The organism is Streptomyces sp. NPDC089799, from assembly GCF_040684755.1.
Classification (GTDB): domain Bacteria; phylum Actinomycetota; class Actinomycetes; order Streptomycetales; family Streptomycetaceae; genus Streptomyces.
Genome location: NZ_JBFBGR010000054.1, coordinates 1 through 25,226, shown reverse-complemented (window position 1 = coordinate 25,226; position 25,226 = coordinate 1). Strand labels below are relative to the sequence as shown.

25 protein-coding genes are annotated in these 25,226 nt (G+C 72.2%); 12 read left to right on the top strand and 13 right to left on the bottom strand.

Annotated features, from left to right (window positions below; all coding sequences use genetic code 11):
• Positions 1-241: 241 nt before the first annotated feature.
• Positions 242-1,168 carry a Ppx/GppA phosphatase family protein gene (locus tag AB0O36_RS35110; protein WP_365117583.1) on the bottom strand — a complete coding sequence of 309 codons (927 nt, stop codon included), beginning with the start codon at positions 1,166-1,168 and terminating at the stop codon, positions 242-244.
• A gap of 62 nt (positions 1,169-1,230) precedes the next feature.
• On the opposite strand from AB0O36_RS35110, the gene AB0O36_RS35105 reads away from it, so the two are divergent.
• Together AB0O36_RS35105 and AB0O36_RS35100 are read left to right on the top strand one after the other, a co-directional pair.
• The gene (locus AB0O36_RS35105; RefSeq protein WP_365117580.1) at positions 1,231-2,025 is read left to right on the top strand and encodes a hypothetical protein; all 795 of its coding nucleotides are present in this window, start codon (positions 1,231-1,233) and stop codon (positions 2,023-2,025) included.
• A 136-nt stretch (positions 2,026-2,161) separates the two neighbouring features.
• A complete protein-coding gene (locus tag AB0O36_RS35100) occupies positions 2,162-2,680 on the top strand; it encodes a hypothetical protein (protein ID WP_365117578.1) in 519 nt (172 codons plus the stop codon).
• Between the two features lie 67 nt (positions 2,681-2,747).
• Here the strand turns inward: AB0O36_RS35100 and AB0O36_RS35095 are convergent, their stop codons facing one another.
• A complete protein-coding gene (locus AB0O36_RS35095) occupies positions 2,748-4,709 on the bottom strand; it encodes a hypothetical protein (RefSeq protein WP_365117575.1) in 1,962 nt (653 codons plus the stop codon).
• Between the two features lie 169 nt (positions 4,710-4,878).
• Between AB0O36_RS35095 and radA the strand changes: the two genes are divergently transcribed.
• Complete coding sequence (radA, locus tag AB0O36_RS35090) at positions 4,879-6,285, top strand: DNA repair protein RadA (protein ID WP_365117572.1); 1,407 nt, start codon at positions 4,879-4,881, stop codon at positions 6,283-6,285.
• Positions 6,286-6,424: 139 nt separating this feature from the next.
• Positions 6,425-7,549, top strand: coding sequence for a DNA integrity scanning diadenylate cyclase DisA (gene disA / locus AB0O36_RS35085; RefSeq protein WP_365117570.1), 1,125 nt, complete (start codon positions 6,425-6,427; stop codon positions 7,547-7,549).
• Between the two features lie 52 nt (positions 7,550-7,601).
• Here the strand turns inward: disA and AB0O36_RS35080 are convergent, their stop codons facing one another.
• Positions 7,602-8,159, bottom strand: a complete 558-nt coding sequence (locus AB0O36_RS35080) for a hypothetical protein (protein ID WP_365117569.1) — start codon at positions 8,157-8,159, stop codon at positions 7,602-7,604.
• Between the two features lie 91 nt (positions 8,160-8,250).
• Positions 8,251-9,075, bottom strand: coding sequence for a hypothetical protein (locus tag AB0O36_RS35075; RefSeq protein ID WP_365117567.1), 825 nt, complete (start codon positions 9,073-9,075; stop codon positions 8,251-8,253).
• Positions 9,076-9,333: 258 nt separating this feature from the next.
• Here AB0O36_RS35075 and AB0O36_RS35070 point away from each other — a divergent pair, with 258 nt between their 5' ends.
• The 7 genes from AB0O36_RS35070 (at position 9,334) to AB0O36_RS35040 (ending at position 15,542) form a co-directional block, all read left to right on the top strand.
• Positions 9,334-9,939 (top strand): phosphatase PAP2 family protein, encoded by a 606-nt coding sequence (locus AB0O36_RS35070; protein ID WP_365117565.1) that lies wholly within the window; start codon positions 9,334-9,336, stop codon positions 9,937-9,939.
• 29 nt (positions 9,940-9,968) lie between these two features.
• Complete coding sequence (locus AB0O36_RS35065) at positions 9,969-10,862, top strand: A/G-specific adenine glycosylase (RefSeq protein ID WP_365117562.1); 894 nt, start codon at positions 9,969-9,971, stop codon at positions 10,860-10,862.
• 153 nt (positions 10,863-11,015) lie between these two features.
• The gene (locus AB0O36_RS35060; protein ID WP_365117561.1) at positions 11,016-11,573 is read left to right on the top strand and encodes a SigE family RNA polymerase sigma factor; all 558 of its coding nucleotides are present in this window, start codon (positions 11,016-11,018) and stop codon (positions 11,571-11,573) included.
• A complete protein-coding gene (locus AB0O36_RS35055; RefSeq protein ID WP_365117558.1) occupies positions 11,561-12,229 on the top strand; it encodes a hypothetical protein in 669 nt (222 codons plus the stop codon). The genes AB0O36_RS35060 and AB0O36_RS35055 overlap by 13 nt, the downstream gene beginning before the upstream one ends.
• A gap of 16 nt (positions 12,230-12,245) precedes the next feature.
• Positions 12,246-12,968: a two-component system response regulator CseB gene (gene cseB / locus AB0O36_RS35050; RefSeq protein WP_365117556.1), complete on the top strand. Its 723-nt coding sequence runs from the start codon at positions 12,246-12,248 to the stop codon at positions 12,966-12,968.
• 8 nt (positions 12,969-12,976) lie between these two features.
• Positions 12,977-14,290, top strand: a complete 1,314-nt coding sequence (gene cseC / locus AB0O36_RS35045; RefSeq protein WP_365117555.1) for a two-component system sensor histidine kinase CseC — start codon at positions 12,977-12,979, stop codon at positions 14,288-14,290.
• An 82-nt stretch (positions 14,291-14,372) separates the two neighbouring features.
• On the top strand, positions 14,373-15,542 hold the full coding sequence (locus AB0O36_RS35040) for a LamG-like jellyroll fold domain-containing protein (RefSeq protein WP_365117552.1): 1,170 nt from the start codon (positions 14,373-14,375) through the stop codon (positions 15,540-15,542).
• Positions 15,543-15,644: 102 nt separating this feature from the next.
• Here AB0O36_RS35040 and AB0O36_RS35035 read toward each other — a convergent pair whose 3' ends face one another.
• Together AB0O36_RS35035 and AB0O36_RS35030 are read right to left on the bottom strand one after the other, a co-directional pair.
• The gene (locus AB0O36_RS35035) at positions 15,645-16,193 is read right to left on the bottom strand and encodes a M23 family metallopeptidase (RefSeq protein ID WP_365117549.1); all 549 of its coding nucleotides are present in this window, start codon (positions 16,191-16,193) and stop codon (positions 15,645-15,647) included.
• 407 nt (positions 16,194-16,600) lie between these two features.
• The gene (locus AB0O36_RS35030) at positions 16,601-19,123 is read right to left on the bottom strand and encodes an ATP-dependent Clp protease ATP-binding subunit (RefSeq protein WP_365117547.1); all 2,523 of its coding nucleotides are present in this window, start codon (positions 19,121-19,123) and stop codon (positions 16,601-16,603) included.
• A 441-nt stretch (positions 19,124-19,564) separates the two neighbouring features.
• On the opposite strand from AB0O36_RS35030, the gene AB0O36_RS35025 reads away from it, so the two are divergent.
• Entirely contained in the window at positions 19,565-20,191 is a 627-nt protein-coding gene (locus tag AB0O36_RS35025; protein WP_365117545.1) for an SCO3374 family protein, read from the top strand.
• On the opposite strand, the gene AB0O36_RS35020 is transcribed toward AB0O36_RS35025, so the two are convergent.
• The 7 genes from AB0O36_RS35020 to AB0O36_RS34990 all read right to left on the bottom strand — a co-directional run bounded on the left by AB0O36_RS35020 (position 20,173) and on the right by AB0O36_RS34990 (position 25,073).
• Positions 20,173-20,511 (bottom strand): Lsr2 family protein, encoded by a 339-nt coding sequence (locus tag AB0O36_RS35020; RefSeq protein WP_365117544.1) that lies wholly within the window; start codon positions 20,509-20,511, stop codon positions 20,173-20,175. The genes AB0O36_RS35025 and AB0O36_RS35020 overlap by 19 nt on opposite strands.
• Positions 20,512-20,706: 195 nt before the next feature.
• The gene (locus AB0O36_RS35015) at positions 20,707-21,273 is read right to left on the bottom strand and encodes an amino-acid N-acetyltransferase (protein ID WP_365117543.1); all 567 of its coding nucleotides are present in this window, start codon (positions 21,271-21,273) and stop codon (positions 20,707-20,709) included.
• A gap of 9 nt (positions 21,274-21,282) precedes the next feature.
• Positions 21,283-21,798, bottom strand: coding sequence for a BlaI/MecI/CopY family transcriptional regulator (locus tag AB0O36_RS35010; protein ID WP_365117540.1), 516 nt, complete (start codon positions 21,796-21,798; stop codon positions 21,283-21,285).
• A gap of 244 nt (positions 21,799-22,042) precedes the next feature.
• Positions 22,043-22,210, bottom strand: a complete 168-nt coding sequence (locus AB0O36_RS35005) for a hypothetical protein (protein WP_365117539.1) — start codon at positions 22,208-22,210, stop codon at positions 22,043-22,045.
• 14 nt (positions 22,211-22,224) lie between these two features.
• Positions 22,225-22,932, bottom strand: a complete 708-nt coding sequence (locus AB0O36_RS35000) for a hypothetical protein (protein ID WP_365117538.1) — start codon at positions 22,930-22,932, stop codon at positions 22,225-22,227.
• A 277-nt stretch (positions 22,933-23,209) separates the two neighbouring features.
• Positions 23,210-23,707, bottom strand: coding sequence for a CAP domain-containing protein (locus tag AB0O36_RS34995; protein ID WP_365117535.1), 498 nt, complete (start codon positions 23,705-23,707; stop codon positions 23,210-23,212).
• Positions 23,708-24,689: 982 nt separating this feature from the next.
• The gene (locus AB0O36_RS34990) at positions 24,690-25,073 is read right to left on the bottom strand and encodes an ATP-binding protein (RefSeq protein WP_365117613.1); all 384 of its coding nucleotides are present in this window, start codon (positions 25,071-25,073) and stop codon (positions 24,690-24,692) included.
• Between the last annotated feature and the right edge of the window lie 153 nt (positions 25,074-25,226).

The window sequence follows — 25,226 nt, the reverse complement described above, 5'->3', positions numbered from 1 at the left end:
TTCGGGGCCGCTGCGCGGAGCATTGCCCCACCCCGCGCTCCCCCAGACTCCGTCCGGGGGGACCCCCATCCCGAAACCGGGGCCTGCGGCCCCGGCCCCCGCTCGTGGGGCTCCGCCCCACACCTCGCCCGGCGCTCCGCGCCCAGGCCGGCACCCGCAGCGCGGACGACCACCGGACCGCCTTGGGGCGGAGCCCCCCGCCTCGGCGGGCGGGCGGCGGTACCGGGCCCGTCCGGGGGCGTCAGCCCAGGTGGTCCAGGCGACGGAGGATGAGCCCCTCGCGGAGGGCCCAGGGGCAGATCTCCAGCTGGTCCACGCCGAACAGGTCCATCGCGCCCTCCGCGACCAGCGCGCCCGCCAGCAGCTGGCCGGCCCGGCCGTCCGAGACGCCCGGCAGGGCGGCCCGCTGGGCCGCCGTCATCGCCGCCAGCCGCGGCACCCACTCCTCCAGCTCCTTGCGGCTCAGGTCCCGCTGCACGTACGGACCGGCCGCCGAGCCCGCCGCGCCCGCGATCCGGGCCAGCTGCTTGAAGGTCTTGGACGTGGCCACCACGTGGTCGGGCGTGCCGAAGCGGCTGAACTCGCCCACCGACCGCGCGATCTGCGCCCGCACGTGCCGCCGCAGCGCCTTGACGTCCGCCGCCTCCGCCGGGTCGCCGGGCAGCCAGCCGGCCGTGAGGCGCCCCGCGCCCAGCGGCAGCGAGACCGCCGCGTCCGGGTCCTCGTCGATGCCGTAGGCGATCTCCAGGGAGCCGCCGCCGATGTCCAGCACCAGCAGCTTGCCCGCCGACCAGCCGAACCACCGCCGGGCCGCCAGGAAGGTCAGCCGGGCCTCGTCCTCACCGCTCAGGACCTGCAGGTCGACGCCGGTCTCGGCCTTCACGCGCGCCAGCACCTCGTCGGCGTTCGGCGCCTCCCTCACCGCGGAGGTCGCGAACGGCAGCACCTCCTCGCAGCCCTTGTCCTCCGCCGCGATCACCGCGCCGGCGATCACCGAGACCAGCCGCTCCACGCCCTCCGGGCTCACCGCGCCGGATTCGTCGAGCAGCTGGGCCAGCCGAAGTTCCACCTTGTGCGAGTGCGCGGGCAGGGGGCGCGCACCCGGGTGCGCATCCACCACCAGCAGATGGATCGTGTTCGAACCCACATCAAGGACACCGAGTCTCATACGCGAAACGCTACTGGCCCGAACGCGGATGGGTGAGGTAAGGGGCGCTTACGCTTGGGTTTGTGCCACATACGAAGAAGGCCAAGACGAAGAAGACCGCCGAGCCCGACGAGAAGGGGCTCGACTTTCCCCGGGCTTGGGTCGAGTTCCCCGACCCCGCCGACGAGGAGCAGGTCTTCCGCTGCGACCTGACCTGGCTGACCTCGCGCTGGACCTGCATCTTCGGCAGCGGCTGCCAGGGGATCAAGGCCGGCCGGGCCGAGGACGGCTGCTGCACGCTCGGCGCGCACTTCTCCGACGAGGACGACGAGAAGCGCGTCGCGGAGCACGTGGCCCGCCTCACCCCCGACCTGTGGGAGTTCCACGACGTCGGCGAGAAGACGGGCTGGACGCAGTTCGACGACGACGGCGAGAAGCAGACCCGCCGCTGGAAGGGCGCCTGCATCTTCCTGAACCGGCCCGGCTTCCCGGCCGGCGCGGGCTGCTCCCTGCACATCCTGGCCCTGCGGGAGGGCCGCGAACCGCTGGAGACCAAGCCGGACGTCTGCTGGCAGCTGCCGATCCGGCGCACGTACGAATGGATCGACCGGCCCGACGACACGCGCGTGCTGCAGGTCTCGATCGGCGAGTACGACCGGCGCGGTTGGGGCCCGGGCGGCCACGACCTGCACTGGTGGTGCACCTCGGCGACGTCGGCGCACGGGGCCGGTCAGCCGGTCTACGTCTCGTACCGGGCCGAGCTCACCGAGCTGATGGGCAAGGACGCCTACGACGTGCTGGTCGAGCTGTGCGAGGCGCGGCTCGCCTCGCTGCTGCCGATGGCGCCCCACCCCGCCGACCCGGCGCCCCCCGCCTGAGCACGAACCCGAATCCGAAGCCCTGCCCCGGCAGGTTCCGCCGATTCGGCCCCGGCTCGAACGGGCTGGTCCTATGATCCGGTGATCCGATGGCCCCCGGGGGCCTGGAGGGCTGGGCCGGGAGGGCTGGGGGATCGTGCGCAGAAGTGTGCGGGGCATATGGCAGGCGGCGGCTTCGCTGCTGGTGATCGGCGTCGCCGTCGCGTGCGGGCCGGCGGATTCGGGCAGTCCCGGCGGCCCGGTGTCCGCTTCGCCGACCGCGACCGCGTCCGCCACCGCCTCGCCGACACCTGAGGCCACACCGCTCGTGTCCGCGACGCCGACCGGCACCGCGGCCGCGAGCGGCACGCCCACGGCCACCGCCAAGGCCACGGCCACCGCGACGGCGGTGCCCAAGGCGCCGGCCTCCTCCCGGCCGGCGGTCACCGCCACGCCGCCCCGGGTGAAGCCTCCGGTCTCCCCCTCGCTGCCTCCGCCCAGGGACTCCGGCGACGCCAAGCCGACCGCGGCCTGCGAGATCGTCTCGAACGCGGGCAACTGCTACAACGCCGGCCAGTACTGCCGTGCCGCCGACGTGGGCCGCTCCACGCACGCCGGCAACGGACGCATCATCCACTGCCGCGAGGACGGCAACCGGAACCGCTGGGAGTACTAGGACGGCCCGGCCCGCCCGGGCCTCGCCCGGTCCGCCCGGGGCCCTCGCCCGGTCCGCCCGCCCCGCCTCAGGGACCCGAAGGTCCCGAGGGGTCGGGGGAAACGGTTCCGCCCGGAGAGGGCTCCTGGGGCGGGATCGGGGTCTGGCTCCCGGTGGGTGTGGGGGTCGGGTCCGGGGGGTCCGTGGGCGTCGGGGTCGGCGTCGGGGTCGGTGTGGGCGTTGGCGTTGGCCTGGGCGTCGGGTCCGGGGGCCGCGGGGTCGGCGTCGGGGTGGCCTGCGGGGGCCGTGTCGGCGGGCCGGACGGGCGGCCGCGGCCCTGGAGGGCGATCACCGCGTCGCCCGGTTCGACGCCGACCCGGCCGGTCCACGGGCCCGCGGGCTGGGTCGCCTGGTCGACAGTGATCCGCAGGGTGACCGATTCTCCGGGCGCCAGCGTGCCCCAGGTCCGTTCCGCCCGCAGCCACGGCGCGTCCGACCACAGCCGCCAGTGCACCGGGGCCCCACCGGACGCCGTGAGCCGCAGGTAGGTGATGCCGCCGCGGGACACCGCGGCCACCTCGATCCGTCCCGCTCCGGCCGGCCCCGGCGGGGTGCCGGCGGGGCCGCCGGTGCTGATCACCTCGACCGAGACGTCGGAGTCCGGGTGCTCCCGGCCGCTCTCCGCGAAGCCCGGCCCGCCGCCGGTACGGGCGGCGTTCCCCGCGTTCTCGTACGCCGGAAACGGCCCGCCGTCCGCCTGCTCGGGCTCCTCCGCACCACTGGCCGAGATACGGGTCGCGCCCGCGCCCCCGGTGGGCTCGCCGGTGCTGGGGGCACCCCGGTACGCCGCCCAGAGCGCCAGCACCGGCGCGGCGACCACGGTGGCGACCACGGTGGTGGTGACGGCCCGGGCCCGGATCCGGTCGCGTCGGGCGGCGCGGTCCCTGGGGTCCATCGGAAAGCCGGTACGGGTGAACCGGGGCGCGGTGGCCCGCACCGAGCGGGCGGCGCCGAGCCGGGCCGCGTGGACGGCTCCGCGCGGTGCGCGGACCAGCGGGAGGGCCGCCGTACGGGTCCCGCCGGAGCCGGGCCAGGGGCCGGCGGCCCCGGCGCGCTCGGCGAGCCGGCGGCAGCGCGGGCAGTCGTCGACGTGCCGGACCAGCTCGACCCGCAGCGTGGTGGAGAGCAGGACCCGGCTGTCACCGGTGAGCCGGGCCAGGGCCGGGCAGACGCCGGTCTCGACGACCGCGAGGGCCGCCCGGGTCCGCTCCACCTCGCAGGCGGCGCCGGAGAGCAGCTCGCGCGCGGCGGCGGGGGGCGTGCCGAGCACGGCGGCCAGCTCGGGTACGCCGAGGCGGTGCCGGACGGCCAGTTCCAGTGCCTCCCGCTGCTCGGGGGTGGTACCGGCGGCTTCCGGCCAGGCGAGGCGGGCCAGCTCGGCCTGCCGGCGCTCGGCGTCGGCCTCCGCCCCGTCTCCTGCCCCGGTCGCGTTCTGCGCCTCGTCCGCCGTCCCGTCCGCCGTCCCGTCCGCCGTCCCGTTCGCGGTCTTGTCCGCGGTCTTGTCCGCCGTCCGGTGCTCCGTGGCGGCCGGACCGGTGCCGGTGGACGCCGCGCCGCCCACTGCCCCGTCCGTGCGCCCCCCGCGCTCCGGCGCACTCCCTGCGGGGTGCACGCCTCCCGTGGCGCGGCCCGGCGCGGACGCGTCGGCGGACCGGGCCGCGGTACGGCCGCCCGGCCTGCCGTGCCGTGACCGCCGCTGCTCGCCCAGGCGGCGTAGACAGGCCCAGCGGGCCAGCGCGTACAGCCACGACCGGCGTTCGCCCTCGCCGGGACATCGCCCGGGGTAGCGCTCGGCCACCGCCAGGACCTCGCCGAGCACCTCGACGGCGGCCTCGTGATCGCACAGCACCGACAGGCAATAGGTGAAGAGGCCGTCCAGGTACGGCTCGTGGGGGGAGGCGGGCGGCTCGTGCTCCTCCGAGGGCGTGCGCCCGTGCGCCCGGTGTGCGCCGGTGCGCGCGTCGGGTCGTGCCTGGCTGCTGCTGGTCACTGGGCGACCGTAGGCGGCGCGCCGGTGACCCCTTGGAACCCTTGGGGAGTTTTAACCCTTACGGGTGACCAGATCGGCCGGAACGGGACCGCCCCCCTGACGGCCGGACGCCGCCCCCGCCGGCCGCCTGGACCCTGTGCTGTCGGTGGCGGCCGATACCGTGGGGCGCATGGCTGCCCGTACATCCCGCTCATCCGCCAAGGACCGGCCCTCCTACCGCTGCACCGAGTGCGGCTGGACGACCGCGAAGTGGCTCGGCCGCTGCCCCGAGTGCCAGGCGTGGGGCACGGTCGAGGAGTACGGCACCCCCGCCGTGCGCACCACCGCGGCCGGGCGGGTGTCCACCGCGGCCCTGCCCATCGGGCAGGTGGACGGGCGGCAGGCGACGGCCCGGACCACCGGGGTGGACGAGCTGGACCGGGTGCTCGGCGGCGGGCTGGTGCCCGGCGCGGTGGTGCTGCTGGCCGGCGAGCCGGGCGTGGGCAAGTCCACGCTGCTGCTGGACGTGGCGGCGAAGGCGGCGAGCGGCACGCACAAGACCCTCTACGTGACGGGCGAGGAGTCGGCGAGCCAGGTCCGGCTGCGCGCCGACCGGATCAACGCGCTGAGCGACCACCTCTACCTGGCGGCGGAGACGGACCTGTCCGCGGTGCTCGGCCACCTGGACGCCGTACAGCCCTCGCTGCTGGTCCTGGACTCCGTACAGACCGTCGCCTCACCGGAGATCGACGGCGCCCCGGGCGGCATGGCTCAGGTCCGGGAGGTGGCCGGTGCGCTGATCCGGGCCTCCAAGGAACGCGGCATGTCCACCCTGCTGGTGGGCCACGTGACCAAGGACGGCGCGATCGCCGGCCCGCGGCTGCTGGAGCACCTGGTGGACGTGGTGCTGCACTTCGAGGGCGACCGGCACGCCCGGCTGCGGCTGGTGCGCGGTGTGAAGAACCGGTACGGCGCGACGGACGAGGTCGGCTGCTTTGAACTGCACGACGAGGGGATCACGGGGCTGGCGGACCCGTCCGGCCTGTTCCTGACCCGCCGGGCCGAGCCGGTCCCGGGCACCTGTCTGACGGTGACCCTGGAGGGGCGGCGCCCGCTGGTCGCCGAGGTGCAGGCGCTCACGGTGGACTCGCAGATCCCCTCCCCCCGGCGGACCACCTCCGGCCTGGAGACCTCGCGGGTCTCGATGATGCTGGCGGTGCTGGAGCAGCGGGGCCGGATCAGCGCGCTGGGCAAGCGGGACATCTACTCGGCGACGGTGGGCGGCGTGAAGCTGTCGGAGCCGGCGGCGGACCTGGCGATCGCGCTGGCCCTGGCCTCGGCGGCGTCGGACACCCCGTTGCCGAAGAACCTGGTCGCCATCGGCGAGGTCGGGCTGGCGGGCGAGGTGCGCCGGGTGACCGGTGTCCAGCGGCGGCTCGCCGAGGCGCACCGGCTGGGCTTCACGCACGCGCTGGTGCCGGGCGACCCGGGCAAGGTCCCGCCGGGCATGAAGGTGATCGAGGTCGCGGACATGGGGGACGCGCTGCGGGTCCTGCCTCGCAGCCGGCGCCAGGCCCCCGCCAAGTCGGCCGAGTAGCGGCGGGGCGGCCCCGACCCCGGGGCGGAGCCGGGGAAGCTCCGGCGGGGCCACAGCACGCGCCGGTAGACTTTGGGCTGGTCCGCCCACCCCCGCGCACGCAGGGCGCGGCGGCGAAACCCGCGACCGGAGGAGTGCAGTGGCAGCCAAGGACGGGGCAGCAGCATCCGGAAAGTCCGGCGCGAGCTCCAAGCACGACGCGTTGATGCGCGCGTCGCTGACCGCCGTCGCCCCTGGTCAGGCCCTGCGTGACGGCCTTGAGCGGATCGTCCGCGGCAACACCGGCGGACTGATCGTCCTCGGCATGGACAAGGCCGTCGAGGCGATGTGCACCGGCGGCTTCGTGCTGGACGTGGAGTTCACCGCCACCCGGCTGCGCGAGCTGTGCAAGCTCGACGGCGCGGTCGTCCTGGACAAGGACATCACCAAGATCCTGCGGGCCGGCGTCCAGCTGGTCCCGGACGCGTCCATCCCCACCGACGAGACCGGCACCCGGCACCGCACCGCCGACCGCGTGTCCAAGAGCTGCGGCTTCCCGGTCGTGTCCGTCTCCCAGTCGATGCGGCTGATCGCCCTCTACGTGGACGGGGAGCGCCGGGTCCTGGAGGAGTCCGGGGCCATCCTGTCCCGCGCCAACCAGGCGCTGGCCACCCTGGAGCGGTACAAGCTCCGGCTCGACGAGGTCGCCGGCACGCTGTCCGCGCTGGAGATCGAGGACCTGGTCACCGTCCGCGACGTGACCGCCGTCGCGCAGCGGCTGGAGATGGTCCGCCGCATCGCCACCGAGATCGCCGAGTACGTGGTCGAGCTCGGCACCGACGGCCGTCTGCTCTCCCTCCAGCTCGACGAGCTGACCGTGGGCATCGAGGCGGAGCGCGAGCTGGTCGTACGGGACTACGTGCCGGAGCCCACGGCGAAGCGTTCCCGCACGGTGGAGGCGGCGCTGTCCGAACTGGACGCGCTGACCCACACGGAGCTCCTGGAGCTGCCTGTGGTCGCCCGCGCGCTCGGCTACACCGGCTCCCCGGAGAACCTGGACTCCGCGGTCTCGCCGCGCGGCTACCGGCTGCTGGCGAAGGTGCCGCGGCTGCCCGGAGCGATCATCGAGCGGCTGGTCGAGCACTTCGGCGGGCTGCAGAAGCTGCTCGCGGCGAGCGTGGACGACCTGCAGACCGTCGACGGTGTCGGCGAGGCGCGGGCCCGGAGCGTCCGCGAGGGGCTGTCCCGGCTGGCGGAGTCCTCGATCCTGGAGCGGTACGTCTGATTCCGGCGCGCCTCCGGACGGGTGTCGGCCTGGAGGCGTCGGGCGGCAGGTCCTAGAGGTCGGGGTCCGGCTCGTCACCCGGCTCGGCCGGGGACGGTCCGGGGTGCGTCGAGGACGGTCCGGGGTGCGGGGAGCCGCTCGGCTTCTTCGTGCGGGCGTCGTCGCACATCAGGTTCACCCTCACCAACGTGCTGCCGCTGCGCGGGTCCTGCAGGGTCGACGCGCTCGCCCTCCAGTTCCCCTTGCCCAGGCTCAGCACGGCGATCGCGGGGTCGAGTCCGATTCCGTCCTGCCAGCCCCGGCCCCGTGCTTCCGCCTCGCCCTTCCGGAGGGCCGTGTCCACCGCCCCGGCGTCCGCTCCCGGGGTGTGCGGCGCCGGCCCGGTGAGCCGTCCGGTCAGCCACTCCGTGCACTCGAACTGGATCATGTCCTGGGAGTCGCGTGCGACGGTGAATCCGGCCGCCTCCAGGGAGGCGGTCATCTCCCGTACGACCGCCTCCGTCGGCAGGGGCGGGCCGGAGTGGCGCGGGGGCAGCGGTCCGAGGTCCGCCAGCGGGTGCGAGCACCCGCCGGCGGTCGCGAGCAGTACGGCCGCCAGACCGGCGGTCACCGGCCCGGTGCCGCGTATCCGCGCCCTCCGCGACCGCCGCCCGCACCGCACGTTCCGCACGGGCTCGCCCAAACGTCCGTTCCGCACGGTCTCAGTCCTGCTTGAGCACGAAGGAGATCTGGGCGACCGGCATGCCGGGGGCCTTCACCTCGACCATGTACGTGCCGGCCGCCGCGCTGCCCTCCGGCGGGGTCTGGCACTGTCCGGCCGCGCTGAACTTCCGGTCCCACTCCAGCGACTGGCTGGTCTGGCCGCGCGCCTGCACCCGGTAGAAGACGTTGCCGGGGCCCGACGGGCAGTGCTCGGAGGACCAGACCGCCTTGCTGGAGCTTCCCTCGATGATGGTCAGCACGGCCTGCTTCGGCCCGAGATCGACCTTGCAGCTGGTTCCGGAGAGGTTGCGGGCGACGAGTTCCAGACGCGGCCGCTCGCCCGCCTCGTAGGCGTTCTTGGCGCTCTTGACTTCCCAGCGCAGGGAGTTGGGCGCGCAGGTGGGGAGCTGGGAGTCGGCCGGGACCCGGTCCGCGGCGGCGCCGGAGCCGCCGTCGGTCCCCGCGCCGCCGGAGCTTCCGCCCGTGCCGGCGCCCGGGTCGCCGTTCTTGCCGCCGCCGGAGTCCCCGCCGGTGCCGGCCGAGGCGGAACCGCCGCCGGAGCCCGTGCCACCGCCGCCGGTCTCGTCGCGGCCGCCCGGGGCCGCCGTGATCGCCGGGCCCTTGCCCGGGGCGCCGGGGGTGATGGAGGCGACGGGATCGGGCCCTCCGGACCCCTTGCCGTTGTCATTCACCTTGCTCCCGCCGGAACTGACGGTCCATACGGCGATGAGCGCGAGCAGTGCGGCGACGGACGCCAGAACCGCCCTCCGTCGCCAGTAGATGGAGGAGGGAAGCGGCCCGACCGGATTGCGCAGAGATCCCACGGACGGAACTCTACGAGAGTCCGGGAGTCGATCAGTGCCCCACATGCCGTGCAGTACACGTGTTTTGGCGATGATCATCCCGGAGGGTTACCCCGGGAGACCCGGAACCGCCCCGCGGCCACATCCCACCACCGGCCCGCCACCGGCCATCACCGCCCCGCAACCACCCCGAACGGCCGCCGAACCGCCCCTGAACCGCGCGGATCCGGCCACCCAGGCGGCGAAGGCACCGGTCTTCTTTACATACTCTTGGTGTTCATGGACAGCTCCGCGCTCTATCGCGACATCACCGACTTCGCACACACCACCCCCGTCTGGGTACAGACCACGGCCGAGGTGTGGACCGAACTCGGCCTGCTCCTCTTCGGAGTTCTGTTCCTGACCCTGTGGTGGCGGGCCCGCACCCTCGGCCCGCACGCCTTCTCGGCGGCCCTGCTCGCCCCGCTGGTCACCGCGTTCGGCTACGTCGTCTCCGAGCTCGTGAAGTCCGCCGTCGAGGAGGAACGTCCCTGCAGGGCCGTGGCAGGCGCCGCGAGCCCCCTGATCGACTGTCCCGCGTACGGCGACTGGTCCTTCCCCAGCAACCACTCCGCCATAGCCGGGGCCGCCGCGATCGCCATCGCCCTCGTCCTGCCCCGGCTGGCCCTGCTGACCGTGCCGATGGCCCTGCTGATGGCCTACTCCCGCGTCTTCACCGGCGTGCACTACCCCCACGACGTCGCCGTCGGCCTGCTCCTGGGCGGCGCGGTGGCCGCCGTACTGATGATCCTGCTCACCGGTACGACCAGCCGCCTGGTCAGCACCGTCCGCTCCAGCGGGGTCGGCCCGGCGGTCTGGTTCACCGGTCCGGGCCCCGCGCGGTAGGCCCCGTTCGTGCCAGGATGCGGAGTGCCATGACTGCTACCTCCGCCGCCGCGCACGCACTCCACGCCCCCGTCCTCGACTGGTTCGACCAGCACGCCCGCGACCTGCCCTGGCGCCGCCCCGAGGCCGGCCCCTGGGGCGTCATGGTCAGCGAGTTCATGCTCCAGCAGACCCCCGTCAAGCGGGTGCTGCCCGTGTACGAGCAGTGGCTCGCCCGCTGGCCGCGCCCCGCCGATCTGGCCGCCGAGGCCCCCGGCGAGGCCGTCCGCGCCTGGGGCCGGCTCGGCTACCCCCGCCGCGCCCTGCGCCTGCACGGCGCCGCCGTGGCCATAACGGAGCGCCACGGCGGCGACGTACCGAGCGACCACGCACAGCTCCTGGCCCTGCCCGGCATCGGCGAGTACACCGCCGCCGCCGTGGCCTCCTTCGCCTACGGGCAGCGCCACGCGGTCCTCGACACCAACGTCCGCCGCGTCTTCGCCCGGACCGCCACCGGCATCGAGTACCCGCCGAACGCCACCACCGCCGCCGAGCGGCGCCTCGCCCGGGACCTGCTGCCCGGGGACGAGGCCACCGCCGCCCGGTGGGCCGCCGCCTCCATGGAGCTCGGCGCGCTCGTCTGCACCGCCAAGAACCCCGACTGCGCCCGCTGCCCCGTCGCCGGGCTCTGCGCCTGGCGGCTCGCCGGGAAGCCGGCCCACGACGGCCCCCCGCGCCGCGGGCAGACGTACGCCGGCACCGACCGGCAGGTCCGCGGCAAACTGCTGGCCGTACTGCGCGAGGCCGTCGGCCCGGTTCCGCAGGCCGTGCTGGACACCGTCTGGGACGAACCCGTGCAACGGGCCCGCGCACTGGACGGACTGGTCTCCGACGGCCTGGTGGAACCCCTCGCCGGCGGCACCTACCGGCTGCCCCGCAGCTAACCGGAACCAATGTGTCAGTACTGCTGTTACACAACCTATGGCTAGCCGTGCGCCCACCGTGGTCTGGACCGGACAGCCTCGTGACAACGCCTCCGTACCTTCGAATCCACAAGCGACGGACGCGAAACGGTTGAGGAACGGAGGCGGTCTGAGATGGCGCACGGCGAGGTACTCGAATTCGAAGAGTACGTACGCACCCGGCAGGACGCGCTGCTGCGCAGTGCCCGGCGCCTCGTCCCGGACCCCACCGACGCGCAGGACCTGCTGCAGACCGCCCTCGTCCGCACCTACGGCCGCTGGGACGGCATCGCCGACAAGTCCCTCGCCGACGCCTACCTCCGCCGGGTGATGATCAACACCCGGACCGAGTGGTGGCGCTCCCGCAAGCTCGAAGAGGTCCCCACCGAGCAGCTCCCCGACGCCTCCGTCGAGGACGGCACGGAGCAGCGCGCCGACCGCGCCCTGCTCATGGACATCCTCAAGGTCCTCGCGCCCAAGCAGCGCAGTGTCGTGGTGCTGCGACACTGGGAACAGATGAGCACCGAGGAGACGGCCGCGGCGCTCGGGATGTCGGCGGGAACCGTGAAGAGCACTCTGCACCGGGCACTGGCCCGGCTCCGCCAGGAGCTGGAGAGCCGCGACCTGGACCTGCGGGCGCTGGAGCGCGGTGTCCACGTGCGTGACGAGGGGCGGGAGCGGTGCGCGGCCTGAGCGGCAGAGGTTCGCTGGTACTGGTGTCGGCGGGGACGGTCGTCCTCGTCGGCACCGCGCTGTTCGTGGCCGGCTGCGCCTCGGGCGGCACCGGCCTGAAGGACGGCGGACCGGCCCGCACCGAAACGGTGGCCAAGACGGCCCCGTCGCCCCCGCCCTCCGGAAGCAGCACGACGGCCGCCCCGGAGACCAAGATCGACCCGGTGGCACTGCTCAAGGCCGACCCCAAGGTCAGCACGGCGATCAAGCGGGACCTCAAGCCGTGCACCGGCAAGGACTTCCCCATCGACGTCAGCTACGGGAAGGTGACCGGCAACGACACCCCCGACGTGGTCGTCAACGTGCTGTCCTGCGCCGACGCCCTGGGGCTCGGCTCGTACGTGTACCGGGAGGACGACGACCGCCCGGGCACGTACCGCAACGTCTTCTCGGACGAACAGCCGCCCGTCTACGCCGAGATCGACCGCGGCGACCTGGTGATCACCAAGCCGGTGTACGGCAAGAGCGACGCGCTCGCCTACCCCGAGGGCGAGGACGTGATCACCTACCGCTGGTCCGGCGACAGGTTCACCGAGCACGACCGGGTGCACACCGATTACAGCAACGTGGTCGACGGCGGGGCCCAGCCCGCCCCGGCCGTGACAGAGAAGAACTAAAGGCGAGGCTTCCGCAATGGCCGAGACCCATGTGCTGTTCGTCGAGGACGACGACGTCATCCGCGAGGCCACGACCCTCGCGCTGGAGCGGGACGGATTCATCGTGACCGCCATGCCCGACGGCCTGTCGGGCCTGGAGGCGTTCCGGGCCGACCGCCCCGACATCGCCCTCCTCGACGTGATGGTGCCCGGCATGGACGGCGTCAGCCTGTGCCGCCGGATCCGCGACGAGTCCACCGTCCCGGTCATCATGCTGTCCGCGCGCGCCGACTCCATCGACGTGGTCCTGGGCCTGGAGGCGGGCGCCGACGACTACGTCACCAAGCCCTTCGACGGCTCCGTGCTGGTCGCCCGGATCCGGGCGGTGCTGCGCCGCTTCGGGCACGCGGGCGGCCCGGCCGCGAACGGCCACGGGAACGGCGGCGGCAACGGCGGCGCACCGGCCGGGGAGCGCGGCGTCCTGTCCTTCGGCGACCTGGAGGTCGACACCGAGGGCATGGAGGTCCGCAGGTCCGGCGCCCCGGTGGCACTGACCCCGACCGAGATGCGCCTGCTGCTGGAGTTCTCCTCGGCCCCCGGCACCGTCCTCTCCCGCGACCGGCTGCTGGAGCGGGTCTGGGACTACGACTGGGGCGGTGACACCCGCGTGGTGGACGTCCACGTCCAGCGCCTCCGCACCAAGATCGGCCAGGACCGCATCGAGACCGTCCGCGGCTTCGGCTACAAGCTCAAGGGTTGAACCACGGGATGACGCGGTTCACCCTGCGCACGGGAATCCGCTGGAAGATCACTCTGGCCATCGCCGCCGTCGGCGCCCTGATCGTGATCGCACTCAGCCTGGTGGTGCACAGCGCCGCCCGGGTGTCGATGCTCGACAGCCAGCGTGAAGTCCAGCTGGACCGAGTCCAGTTCATCTCGCGCAACGCCGAGGCCGGACGCAAGCCGGTGATGGGCGCCAAGCTCAACGACCCCGAACTGCCCGCGCCGCTGCGCGACAAGGCGCGCAACGGGCGGCGCGGCACCTACGTCCAGGAGAACCCGGGCGGGCTCCCCGAGGTGTGGGCCGCGGTGCCGCTGGGCAACGGGCAGGTCCTGTCGATCCACAGTCAGTTCCGCGAGAGCGCCAAGCTGATGGCCGATCTGGACCGGGCGCTGATCATCGGCTCCCTGTCGGTGGTGATCGGCGGGTCGGCGCTCGGCGTGCTCATCGGCGGCCAGATCTCGCGCCGGCTCCGCAAGGCGGCGGCCGCGGCGACCAAGGTGGCCCACGGCGACCCCGACGTACGCGTGCGGGACGCGGTCGGCGGCGTCGTACGCGACGAGACCGACGACCTCGCCCGCGCGGTGGACGCGATGGCCGACGCCCTGCAGGAGCGCCTGGAGGCGGAACGGCGGGTCACCGCGGACATCGCGCACGAGCTGCGCACCCCGGTGACCGGCCTGCTGACGGCCGCCGAACTGCTGCCCCCGGGCCGCCCCACCGAGCTGGTGCGGGACCGCGCGCAGGCGATGCGGGTCCTGGTCGAGGACGTGCTGGAGGTGGCCCGGCTGGACAGCGCCTCGGAGCGGGCGGAGCTCCAGGAGGTGGCACTGGGCGAGTTCGTGAGCCGGCGGGTGGCCTCGCTGATGCCGGAGGCGACGATCCGGGTCGTCGCGGACGAGATCGTCAGCACCGATCCGCGGCGGCTGGAGCGGATCCTGGGCAACCTGCTGGCGAACGCGGCCCGGTACGGGCGGCCGCCGGTCCAGGTGGACGTGGAGGGCCGGGTGGTCCGGGTACGGGACCACGGTCCGGGATTCCCGGAGGCGCTGCTGCGCGACGGGCCGAGCCGTTTCCGCACGGGCTCGACGGACCGGGCGGGCGTGGGGCACGGCCTGGGGCTGACCATCGCCGAGGGCCAGGCCCGGGTGCTGGGCGCCCGCCTGACGTTCCGTAACGTCGCGGCGCCCGGCGGCTTCGACACGTACGGCAAGGCGGCGGGCGCGGTGGCGGTGCTGTGGCTGCCGGAGCACGCGCCCACGTCGACGGGCAGCTTCCCGGTCGTCCAGCTTCCGGGCTGAGACCGGGGCCGACGGCGAGTCGAGGCCGTATCGGTACCGGTGGCCGTTCATCCGATGAGACGGATGTTTTAGCATCCGTGCCATGACTGACGGTACGGATCGCAACGGCAGCCCCCACCCCGACCCCGCGGCGGGGAGCGGCGGCTACGGCTACCCCGGCGCGCCCGCGCCCGGCGGATACGGGTACCCGCAGGCGGGGCAGCCGAACCCGTACCAGCAGCCGGCGGACGCGCAGCCCCAGCCGCAGGCGTGGGCGGCGGGTCTGCCCACGGAGAACTCCGGGTTCGACCGGACCGCCCCGCAGCCGGACTGGCAGCAGGCGCAGTTCCCGCCGCCCGTCTCCGACCAGCCGGACTGGCAGGCGCTGGCGGACGAGAACGAGTCCCGGCGCGGGCGCAGGAAGACGGTGCTCATCGCCGGCGTCGGCGTACTGGTGCTGGCCCTCGCGGCCGGCGGCGGCTGGTTCGCGCTGCGCGGGACGGGCGACGGGGACGACGGCAAGCCCGCGGCGGCCGCTTCCGGCTCGCCGGACCCCTCGGCCCCGGCCTCGGGCGGGGCCAAGCCGCCGGCCAACGACTCGCCCACCGTGGAGGGCGAGTCCAACCTGCTGCGCGACCGGAACGGCCGGCTGCACGTGGCGCTGGGCCCGGACGCCCAGGTGGCCAAGCTGGAGAACCGCAGCGAGGTGCGCTTCAAGGGCAGTGCGAACTCCTACGCGCAGGGTGCCGAGCCGGCCGTGGAGACCTCCGAGAGCTTCACCGTCTCGGCTCGCGTGTTCGGCACCTCCGAGCGGGGCTCGCGGGTCGCCGTCAGCCAGGGCGACGGCATCTCGTACGCCTACGAGCTGGGCTTCGAGGAGTCGGGCGGCAAGAAGTCGTGGGTGTTCCGGGTGCAGACCGGCGACAAGGGCGCGGCGTCCACCGCCGTGCAGGTGCTCGGCGACGCGTCCGGGGGCACGAAGAAGTGGACGCTGCTGACCGGCACCTACGACGTCCAGAAGAAGCAGATCGCCCTCTACGTGGACGACAAGCCAGCCGGCACCGCCGAGGTGCCCGCGATCTGGTCCGGGCCGGGTCCGGTGCAGCTGGGCCGGGCCCGCCACCACGGGATCTGGAGCGGCTCCTTCATCGGCTCGATGGACCACGTCCGGGTGTGGAAGAACGCGGCGCTGACCGCGGAGCAGGTGGCCGCGCTGAAGAACAACAAGCTCGACAAGAAGATCAAGCCCGCGCACTCCTGGCTGATCGGCTGAGCCGGACCGGCCCCGGGAATCCCCGGCGTCCGGGCACGGGAATGCCCCGGCCGGAGCCTGAAGCTCCGACCGGGGCAGGTCCGTCACCGCAGGGGTGACGGATCAGACCGTGACGCCCTCGCCGCGGAGGAAGGCCACCGGGTTGACGGCGGAGCCGTAGTTCGGGGTGGTGCGGATCTCGAAGTGCAGGTGCGGGCCGCTGGAGTTTCCGGTGTTGCCGGACAGGGCGATCTGCTTGCCCGCGGTGACCTTCTGGCCGATCTTGACCTGGATCTTCGACAGGTGCGCGTACTGCGAGTACGTGTTGTTCGCGTGCTTGATCACCACGGCGTTGCCGTAGGCCGGGCCGTCACCGGCGCCGTTCGGGCCGGCCTTCACGACGGTGCCGGCGCCGGCGGCCTTGACCGGGGTGCCGGTCGGGACGGCGAAGTCCTGGCCGGAGTGCTTGTGCGCCCACATGTTGCCGCCCTTGCCGAAGGTCGCGGACAGCGTGTAACCGGCGACCGGCTTGGTCCAGGCCGCGGCGGCCTTGGCGGCCGGGGCGACGTCCGCGAAGGCGGTACCCGTGGCTCCGACGGCCAGGGCTGCGCCGAGACCGGCGACGGCGACGGCGGTACGGATGCGGGGGGTACGGAAGGGCTTCGCAGACATACGGGGTCCTCCGGGGAAGGCTGGGTTTCGAATCGGTTGCCACGAGTGCGGCCCGTCATTGGTAACCCAATTGCCCTTCAAGCCTCAAAGGCCCCTCTTACTACCGAAGACCGTAGTCCTGGGCGATGTGTCCCATCTCGTTGACGAAGTTTTCCTGCGACGACCCCTTGCCGTATATGCCTTTTGATCTACGAAAACAGGTCGTAGGTCCGATTTGCCCTGTGCGGCTTGTCACCGGTTCCTGGTGCCGCCGCCCCCGGAATTGTGGCGTGGGGCACGCCCTTTCCACTCTGCGCGCCTTCAAGGTGTGGAGGAAGGAGGACACGCACGCGGCTCCCGAGGGGTACACAAAGGGGCGGCCCCGGAACCGTTTCCGGTCCGGGGCCGCCCCTGCGTGTTTCCGCGCCTCAGGCGCCCTTGCTCAGGTCCGGGCCGGAGCCCGTCGCCTCGATCGGGGGAACGTCGGGCAGAGCCGACTTCTCCTCGCCGCGGAAGGTGAACTTGGCTTCCTCGCCCTCACCCTCCTTGCCGACGACCACGATGTGGCCGGGACGCAGCTCGCCGAAGAGGATCTTCTCCGACAGGACGTCCTCGATCTCGCGCTGGATGGTCCGGCGCAGCGGGCGGGCGCCCAGGACCGGGTCGTAGCCGCGCTTGGCGAGCAGGATCTTGGCTTCCGCGCTGAGCTCGATGCCCATGTCGCGGTCCTTGAGCCGCTCGTCCACCTTGGCGATCATCAGGTCGACGATCTGGATGATGTCTTCCTGCGACAGCTGGTGGAAGACCACCGTGTCGTCGACACGGTTCAGGAACTCGGGGCGGAAGTGCTGCTTCAGCTCGTCGTTGACCTTGGCCTTCATCCGCTCGTAGCCGGTCTTGGTGTCGCCCGTGGCGGCGAAGCCCAGGTTGAAGCCCTTCGAGATGTCCCGGGTGCCCAGGTTGGTCGTCATGATGATGACCGTGTTCTTGAAGTCCACGACCCGGCCCTGGGAGTCGGTCAGGCGACCGTCCTCCAGGATCTGGAGAAGGGAATTGAAGATATCCGGGTGGGCCTTCTCGACCTCGTCGAAGAGGACGACGGAGAACGGCTTGCGGCGCACCTTCTCGGTGAGCTGGCCGCCCTCTTCGTAGCCCACGTAACCGGGGGGCGAACCGAAGAGGCGGGAAACCGTGTGCTTCTCGCTGAACTCCGACATGTCGAGGGAGATCAGCGCGTCCTCGTCGCCGAAGAGGAATTCGGCGAGCGTCTTGGAGAGCTCGGTCTTACCGACACCGGACGGGCCGGCGAAGATGAACGAGCCACCGGGGCGCTTCGGGTCCTTCAGACCGGCCCGCGTACGGCGGATGGCCTGGGAAAGGGCCTTGATGGCGTCCTTCTGACCGATGACGCGCTTGTGCAGCTCGTCCTCCATGCGGAGCAGTCGGCTGGACTCCTCCTCGGTCAGCTTGAAGACCGGGATGCCGGTCGCGGTCGCCAGGACCTCGGCGATCAGATCGCCGTCGACCTCGGCGACGACGTCCATGTCGCCGGCCTTCCACTCCTTCTCCCGCTTGGCCTTCGCCGTCAGCAGCTGCTTCTCCGTGTCGCGGAGCGAAGCCGCCTTCTCGAAGTCCTGGGAGTCGATCGCGGACTCCTTGTCCCGGCGGACACCCGCGATCTTCTCGTCGAACTCGCGGAGGTCCGGCGGAGCGGTCATCCGGCGGATGCGCATCCGGGAGCCGGCCTCGTCGATCAGGTCGATCGCCTTGTCCGGGAGGAAGCGGTCCGAGATGTACCGGTCGGCCAGGGTGGCCGCCTGCACGAGGGCCTCGTCCGTGATGGAGACGCGGTGGTGGGCCTCGTACCGGTCGCGCAGACCCTTGAGGATCTCGATGGTGTGCGGCAGCGACGGCTCGGCGACCTGGATGGGCTGGAAGCGGCGCTCCAGGGCCGCGTCCTTCTCCAGGTGCTTGCGGTACTCGTCGAGCGTGGTGGCACCGATGGTCTGGAGCTCACCGCGGGCCAGCATCGGCTTGAGGATGCTGGCGGCGTCGATCGCGCCCTCGGCGGCACCCGCACCCACCAGGGTGTGGAGCTCGTCGATGAACAGGATGATGTCGCCGCGGGTGCGGATCTCCTTGAGGACCTTCTTCAGGCGCTCCTCGAAGTCACCGCGGTAGCGGGAGCCGGCGACCAGCGCGCCGAGGTCCAGGGTGTAGAGGTGCTTGTCCTTGAGGGTCTCGGGCACCTCGCCCTTGACGATGGCCTGCGCCAGCCCCTCGACGACGGCGGTCTTGCCGACGCCGGGCTCGCCGATGAGGACCGGGTTGTTCTTCGTACGGCGGGACAGCACCTGCATGACCCGCTCGATCTCCTTCTCGCGCCCGATGACCGGGTCGAGCTTGGATTCGCGGGCCGCCTGGGTGAGGTTCCGGCCGAACTGGTCGAGGACCAGGGAGGTCGAGGGCGTGCCCTCGGCCGGGCCGCCGGCCGTGGCGGCCTCCTTGCCCCCGGAGTAGCCGGAGAGCAGCTGGATGACCTGCTGCCGGACCCTGTTCAGGTCGGCGCCCAGCTTCACGAGGACCTGGGCGGCGACGCCCTCGCCCTCGCGGATCAGGCCGAGCAGGATGTGCTCCGTGCCGATGTAGTTGTGGCCGAGCTGGAGGGCCTCCCGGAGCGACAGCTCCAGGACCTTCTTGGCCCGCGGGGTGAAGGGGATGTGGCCGGACGGAGCCTGCTGGCCCTGACCGATGATCTCCTCGACCTGCTGGCGAACGGCCTCGAGCGAAATCCCGAGGCTCTCCAGGGCCTTAGCGGCGACACCCTCACCCTCGTGGATCAGACCCAGGAGGATGTGCTCGGTGCCGATGTAGTTGTGGTTGAGCATCCGGGCTTCTTCCTGAGCCAGGACGACAACCCGCCGCGCGCGGTCGGTGAACCTCTCGAACATCGTTTATCGCTCCTCAGAGCGGTCGGGCAGTTCGGGGTCGGTCCCCGCCCTGTCCTTCCGCATGCTAGTCCCGCGGGGCGGGACAGCTCATTCCAACTGCCGACATCCGTCCACGGCTCACCCCCACGTCCGTGAGGAAAAACCGGCCTGAACAGCCGACAACTGCTCCAACCCGATGGTGCGAGACGATGTTCCCGCAGGCCAGGCAGATACCCGTCACACGTGTACGCCGATGGCGAACGGGAGCCGGTCAAATCAGCGTGTCGCCCCGATCCACTAGGAATGTCTTACCCGCAGGCACCGACACTCCATGCCCCCTGCACCCGCCCCCTCAGCTAAGGGCGAACACACTTGCGCCCCGATTCCGAGACCGGAGTTGACCGTGTGCAGCGAATGGGCTGCACAGCGTAACTCGGGCCGGTCCGGGACGGTTGCTCCGATATGGCTCCCACCGTCCCGCCGCCCCGGGCCGCACCCGGGGAATCCACCGGCGGGGAATCCGTCACCCCGTCGGCCGTCGCGGCCGCACTCGCGCAGTGCCGCTGGTACGAGCGGGTGCTGGGCTGGCCGGCCGAGCCGGGTCCGCCCGTACGACTGCCGACCGGCGGGCCGTACGACGTACTGGACCTGCCGGCCGCGGCGGGCGCGGCGGTGCTGCGCCGGTGCCCCGTCACCGGGCCGGTGGCCCTGGCGGGCGCGCGGATGCGGTTCCTCGTGGCACCGGGGAGCGCGGAAGAGCTGCCCGGACTGCTGGACTGGCTGGAGTGGGGCGGGGTGGCCCTGGACCTGTCCGCGCTGGGCGCGGGCGGGCGGATGGCCGCTCCGCCGCCGCCCGGATGGCCACCGGAGGGCGCGCGGGCCGCGGAGGACCCCTGCGCGGGCCCCGGAGGCTCCCGGGCGGCCACGCTGTGGCTGCGGCCCCCCGAGCCGGGATGCGAGACCCGGCTGCCGTCCCTGGTGGCCGGCCGGACCGCCGGACCCGACCTGGTACGGCTGGTCGGTACGGCGGCCACGGAATGCCACCGGGCCAGGCTCGCCGGGCTGCGGCGTCAGCCCCTGTTCTCGTAGGCCTCGCGGATGTCGGCCGGGACGCGGCCGCGGTCGTTCACGTTGTAGCCGTTCGCCTTCGCCCAGGCACGGATCTCGGCGGTGTCCGGGTTGCCGGCCGAGGCAGCTGCACGGCCGCCCTTGGCACGGCCCGCGGCGGCGCGGCCACCGGTACGGCGACCGGCCTTCACGAACTCCTCCAGCGCACCGCGGAGCTTCGCCGCATTGGCGCTGGTGAGGTCGATCTCGTAGGACTTGCCATCCAGCGCGAACGTGACGGTCTCGTCCGCCGTGCCACCGTCGAGGTCGTCGACAAGAAGGACCTGAACCTTCTGCGCCACCGGATTTCCTTTCATCGAAAATGCAGTACGCGGAAAGGAAACCGCTTTTGCCTGAAAAACACAAACCCCCGGGAGAGGTTCAGGCGGGCATCCGGACGGGAAACGTACGCGATTCGGACATAGGGATCGCGCCGCGGATCGGTCGGATCGCCGGGCCCGGAAGGGGCTCGTGAACGGGCGCGTTCACGAGCTCCTTCACAGCACCGTTGAGAGGTGCAGAAGCATCCGGCTGTTGCCCAAGGTGTTCGGCTTCACCCGTTCGAGACCCAGGAACTCGGCGACGCCCTCGTCATAGGAACGCAGGAGCTCGCTGTACACATCCGTGTCCACGGGGGTCTGGCTCTCGCCGATCTCGGTGAAGCCGTGCTTCGCGAAGAAGTCCACTTCGAAGGTCAGGCAGAATACCCGGCTCACCCCGACCTCACGGGCGGTCTGCAAGAGCCGCTCCAGGATCCGGTGTCCGACTCCACCGCCCTTCAAGTCGCGGTCGACCGCCAGCGTACGCACTTCGGCCAGGTCTTCCCACATGACGTGAAGCGCTCCACAGCCGACCACGAGCCCGTCGGCCCCGCGTTCCGCAACCCAGAACTCCTGGATGGACTCGTAAAGCGTCACCGGTGCTTTGTCGAGCAGGATCCGCTGCTGCGTGTACTGGTCGAGGAGCCGGCGGAGCGCGAGCACATCCCCGGTTCGGGCCCGGCGGATCGTCACTGCTTTTGCAATTGCATCGGTAACCGGCACAGCGGGGGAATCTTCTTCCATGACCGGACGCTATCGCCCCGGCTCCGCGGGCCGCTCGCGCGTCTCGCCTTCCGGCGGCGCGGCCGGGGCGGTAGCGGGCGGCTCTTCCCCGGCGGCTTGTTCCGCGGTCGGCTCCGCGGCTTGGTCCGCGGCTTGGTCCGTCGCTTGGTCAGCCGCCTGGTCATCGTCACGCTGGACGATCCGGACCGCGTCGCGCAGCGCCTCGCGCTGTTCCGGCGACATCATCCCGAAGAAGGCGACCAGGGCCGCCGCCGGGTTGTCGCTGGTGGACCAGGCTTCGTTCATCAGTGCGGCCGAGTAGGCGGCCCGGGTGGAGACCGCGGTATACCGATAGGCACGGCCTTCCGCTTCCCTCCGGACCCAGCCCTTCTGGTGAAGATTGTCCATAACCGTCATCACGGTGGTGTACGCGATGGAGCGTTCCTGCTGGAGGTCCTCCAGCACTTCCCGAACAGTGACCGGGCGGTTCCACTGCCACACCCGCGTCATGACGGCGTCTTCGAGTTCTCCCAAGGGGCGAGGCACAGCAGCACGATAGTGCGGGATGTCCAGAATTGCCCGGCTATTCGCTCGACACCGGACATAAAAAGCGGGCGCGCTCCCCGATTGGGGGGATGCACGCCCGTCCTTTGGTACTACGAGTAGTACAGGTGCCGCGAGTACTACGCGTAGTACGGGCGGCACGGATAGTGCAGCAGCCGGGCACTTCCGGTAGTCCGAGTGCTTTGCTACTTCACTATGACTACCACTTCATGACGACTGCTTCTTCTTACTTCTGAATCGGCTGGCCGGCCTCGGCCCGGGCGATCACGGCATCGACCACCGCGTCTTCCTTGGCCTTGTTGGCGCCGCCCTGGCTCTTCACGATCGTCACGACGAGACCGATGAAGAACGCGGCCATCACGATGGGGGGCACGAGCGCGGAGACATAGTCCATGCCCCACAGCGTAGCTACCCGGCCACCCGGGACGCCGCCGGGGGCGGCGTCGGCTTGCGGCGCGGCGGGAACACTTCACCCGGCGTCGGCACCGGCCGGTCCGGCCTGGGCGCGGCGGGCCGGGACCCCGGAGCGGGCTTGGCCGGAACGGGTTTGCCCCCGCCTTCCTCCTCCTTGCCCCCGGCCGCCCTCCCGACTCCGGCGCCCTCCTCGTTCCCGGCGGTCCCGGCGGTCCCGGCGGCTCCGGCCGCCTCCTTGCCCCTGACGACCGCCCTGCCCCCGGCGAGGGCCAGCAGCCGGGTCCGCGGGGCGGAGCCGCCCGGCCGCCGCCGTCCGGAGCGCTCGGGGACCGGCGGCCGGAACCGGTCCAGCAGCGCCGCGGCCACGGGATTGCCCCGCAGCGCCCGCAACGCGGTGAGGTCGTCGGGTCCGGGCTCGTACCCGCCCGCGAGCGCGTCCTGGAGCAGCTCCAGATACCCGGTGACGCTGCCCGGCAGGGCGTCCCGGTACCGCCGCAGGTCCGCCAGCAGGAACGCTCTGAGCCGGTCCGCCTCGTCGACGGCATCGTCGACGGCGTGCGCGAGCCGGAGACAGTCCTGCACCTCGGCTGCCGTCAGCGGGCCGGAGGAGGACTGGAGGGCATGGGCGAGGGAGCGCCGCAACACGCGCAGCTCGGCGGGGCTGAAGGCCATTCCGCCGCGGGATCCGAAGGGCGTGGGCATGACCTGAAGATACGCGCTAATCGGACAAAATCCCCCGATGTGAGGGTGCGTGGGCGCGCCGCCGCGGTCGCACCGCGGCGCGGTGAACGCACGGGGCGGGCGCGCGGGGGGTGCGCGGGGCGGGCGTGCGTACGCCCGGCCCGCACGTGAGGGCCGGACCGGGGGTACGCCTGGCAGGTCGCGCCGGTTGTGCCGGTTGTGCCGGTTGTGCCGGTTGTGCCGGTTGCCGGTTACGGGTTCCCGCGGCCGGGAACCCGCCCCTGACCGGTGGACCGTCTTACTGGTACCGGCAGACCGTCACGCCGGTCGTGGCACCGCAGCCCATCTTCGTGTAGTTCTTCTGAACCATGTTCCAGTAGTGGCCCCACTGCCGGTAGCCCGGCGAGTTCGTGTCCCAGTTGGGGCCGGCCGCGTCGTACGCGGCCTTTTCGTTGGCCCACTGCGACACCGCCCCGGACGGCGGAGCGGTCGACATGTTCTCGGCGCCGTTGTTGAAGCTGTTGTCGTGCGCGAGGCCCCCGTTGGGGTGCGAGGCTGGGTTGTCGGCCCATGACTGCGCGCCGGAAGCGAGAGCGGCGTCCCAAGTGAGGGCCGGCGCGCTGTTTTCCTGACGTATCTGGTTGGTCTGGGTCAGCATGGCCGACTGGTCGGCGGGGGTCACCTGGGTGGGAACTGCGGCGGATGCTGTCGCACCGGCCCCCAGCATCATGCCTCCGGCCATCAGCGTTGCGGCAACGGCGGTGGCCCGACGGTGTGCGCGAGAAACTCTTCTCATTGCGACTCCCTGATCGCTGGTCTCGTGGAACGACCTGATCGCTTGATCGCTGGTCGCGTGGAAACGACGGAAGCGGCGGAAACAGCGGAGAGTGCCGACGTGGTTCACGACCGTCATGAAAAGGGGCAGCACAGCCGGCATGCTCGGTGGCGACGAATCCGCCACCGGCGACTCGGTGTTCTGTTCTGGCGGCCCGTGGCCGCCTCCGGGCGGCGCATGGCCGCCTCCACTCCAGCCAGCGTATGTCCGGGCGGCTGGGGCGGCTACCGGGGCGGGAGCGGGGTGTTCGGCGGGGTGTTCGGCGGATGACCGGGAGGAGGCGGACCGGATTGCACAAGTAGGGGGCAGCAAAGCAAAGTTGGCCGACCCGGCCTGGACGGAATCAGGAAGTGCCCGGGGGCTGCCCGTCAGTCCTCACTGTCCTTCCGCGCCGGCCTCCGGCGTCAAGGGCGCTCCTTCGTCGCGTCGGCAAGCCGATGGCCCTTCGGGCCACCCTTGACCCCGACGACCGTCACGGAACGACAAGGACTGTCGGGCGGCCCCCGGAGGAACGGCATGCGGGAACCTTCGGGTCCTGCTGCTCTGGCTTCGGCAGGCACGGGCCGCGGCTTGCGCTCGGCCGGCCGCCCTCCGGGCGGGAAGCAGCAGTGCAGTCGAGGGGATGACTGCACACCAGGCCCGCCCAGGGCGCCCGAGTTCGCTACGCGCTCCTGCCCGATGGCGGATCCGGCCCGCCGGTGGCCGGACATGGACCGCCATCGATCGCTACGCGCTCACCGCCGAATGGCGACAGACAGGCCCGCTGGTGCTGGTCCATGCAGACGGCGAGAGGCACCCGCGGTCGCCAGGTGTCTCGCCGGTTGGCGGTCTACAGGCCGGCCGGAGTGACGGCGACGGTGGACGTGAATTGACGCCCGATGACCGAAACCCCTTCAGGCACAGTCGAGTTGTGCACTGACGGGCAATTCTCGGCAGCGTGCGGTCATGGCATCTCCATGGGGTGGATTCCGCACTCCGCCCATAGGAGTTTCCCTCCGGAGTCGCCGTAGAGACCGCCGCCGCCGAGGGGATAGGCGCCCCAGTTGTCGGCGTAGGAGTGGACCAGAAACAGGCCGCGCCCGTATTCGCCCACAGGTGGGGGCAGGTGGGGAAGGCCGGTGCCGAAGGGGGCGGGGATGTGGGGGTTGGTGTCCCAGACGCTGATGCGTAGGCGTTCGGGAGACATCGCGCGGAGGCGGAGCGTGTAGGCGGTGTCCGAGTGGACGTAGGCATTGGTGACCAGCTCTCCGGCGAGCAGCTCGGCCGTTTCGGCCAGCGCGCTCATCTCATGGGCGTGGAGGACTGAGCGCAAGGTGCGGCGGGCGATGCCCGGCCCCCGGGGATCCTGCGGAAGTTGCAGGGTGTACGACCACGTTGAGGATACGTTGACATCCTCCCCTCCCTGAAGGGAGGGGATTCCTAGCTCACTTCGCCTGACTCCTAGCAGGAGGCAGGGCTTACAAGATCAGCACTAGCCGGG

Excerpts from the sequence above, each read along its gene's own strand:
- AB0O36_RS35110 (WP_365117583.1), bottom strand. The coding sequence starts at position 1,168 with ATGAGACTCGGTGTCCTTGATGTGGGTTCGAACACGATCCATCTGCTG.
- radA (WP_365117572.1), top strand. The coding sequence starts at position 4,879 with ATGGCTGCCCGTACATCCCGCTCATCCGCCAAGGACCGGCCCTCCTAC.
- AB0O36_RS35070 (WP_365117565.1), top strand. The coding sequence starts at position 9,334 with ATGGACAGCTCCGCGCTCTATCGCGACATCACCGACTTCGCACACACC.
- AB0O36_RS35065 (WP_365117562.1), top strand. The coding sequence starts at position 9,969 with ATGACTGCTACCTCCGCCGCCGCGCACGCACTCCACGCCCCCGTCCTC.
- AB0O36_RS35060 (WP_365117561.1), top strand. The coding sequence starts at position 11,016 with ATGGCGCACGGCGAGGTACTCGAATTCGAAGAGTACGTACGCACCCGG.
- cseB (WP_365117556.1), top strand. The coding sequence starts at position 12,246 with ATGGCCGAGACCCATGTGCTGTTCGTCGAGGACGACGACGTCATCCGC.
- cseC (WP_365117555.1), top strand. The coding sequence starts at position 12,977 with ATGACGCGGTTCACCCTGCGCACGGGAATCCGCTGGAAGATCACTCTG.
- AB0O36_RS35040 (WP_365117552.1), top strand. The coding sequence starts at position 14,373 with ATGACTGACGGTACGGATCGCAACGGCAGCCCCCACCCCGACCCCGCG.
- AB0O36_RS35035 (WP_365117549.1), bottom strand. The coding sequence starts at position 16,193 with ATGTCTGCGAAGCCCTTCCGTACCCCCCGCATCCGTACCGCCGTCGCC.
- AB0O36_RS35030 (WP_365117547.1), bottom strand. The coding sequence starts at position 19,123 with ATGTTCGAGAGGTTCACCGACCGCGCGCGGCGGGTTGTCGTCCTGGCT.
- AB0O36_RS35025 (WP_365117545.1), top strand. The coding sequence starts at position 19,565 with ATGGCTCCCACCGTCCCGCCGCCCCGGGCCGCACCCGGGGAATCCACC.
- AB0O36_RS35015 (WP_365117543.1), bottom strand. The coding sequence starts at position 21,273 with ATGGAAGAAGATTCCCCCGCTGTGCCGGTTACCGATGCAATTGCAAAA.
- AB0O36_RS35005 (WP_365117539.1), bottom strand. The coding sequence starts at position 22,210 with ATGGACTATGTCTCCGCGCTCGTGCCCCCCATCGTGATGGCCGCGTTC.
- AB0O36_RS35000 (WP_365117538.1), bottom strand. The coding sequence starts at position 22,932 with ATGCCCACGCCCTTCGGATCCCGCGGCGGAATGGCCTTCAGCCCCGCC.
- AB0O36_RS34995 (WP_365117535.1), bottom strand. The coding sequence starts at position 23,707 with ATGAGAAGAGTTTCTCGCGCACACCGTCGGGCCACCGCCGTTGCCGCA.